This window comes from Pseudoduganella sp. OTU4001, from assembly GCF_038440195.1.
Classification (GTDB): domain Bacteria; phylum Pseudomonadota; class Gammaproteobacteria; order Burkholderiales; family Burkholderiaceae_D; genus Rugamonas.
Genome location: NZ_JASATG010000080.1, coordinates 1 through 441, shown reverse-complemented (window position 1 = coordinate 441; position 441 = coordinate 1). Strand labels below are relative to the sequence as shown.

Genomic DNA, 441 nt, shown 5'->3' with positions numbered 1-441 from the left:
AGGATTCCTACGGCGCTAGCAATATTTGCGAGTCGCTTCGGCGGGTTCCTGCTTCACAGAGTGGCCTCGCTGCACCGGCTCTCCACAGGCTAACAAGCGGAGTCCCCGCTCTAGGATGTTTCTTGCGCCCACTACGTCAGCATGTTGTTTGTGTCCACATGCGACACACTCGAAATCCGCTTGCGTACGCCGGTTCAATGGCGACACATAAGCGCAATGTGGGCAAGTCTGGCTGGTATGGTGCGGAGGCACCGCCACTAGTACAGCACCATGCCAGGCCAGCTTATAAGTCAGCTGGCGCCTGAATTCATACCACCCTTGGTCCAGGATGCTGCGGTTCAACCCACGTTTCCGGCCAACCAGCCTACCTTGCCGCTGCAGCGTACCCTGGGCTGTCCTGGTCATGTTCTTTATCTGCAAATCCTCGATGCAAACGATCGC

General features: G+C 57.1%; 1 protein-coding gene. It reads right to left on the bottom strand.

Annotation, left to right across the window (positions count from 1 at the left end; translation table 11 throughout):
- Positions 1–15 precede the first annotated feature (15 nt).
- On the bottom strand, positions 16–441 hold a 426-nt coding region (locus AAHE99_RS26710; protein WP_342120993.1), incomplete at its 5' end, for an RNA-guided endonuclease InsQ/TnpB family protein.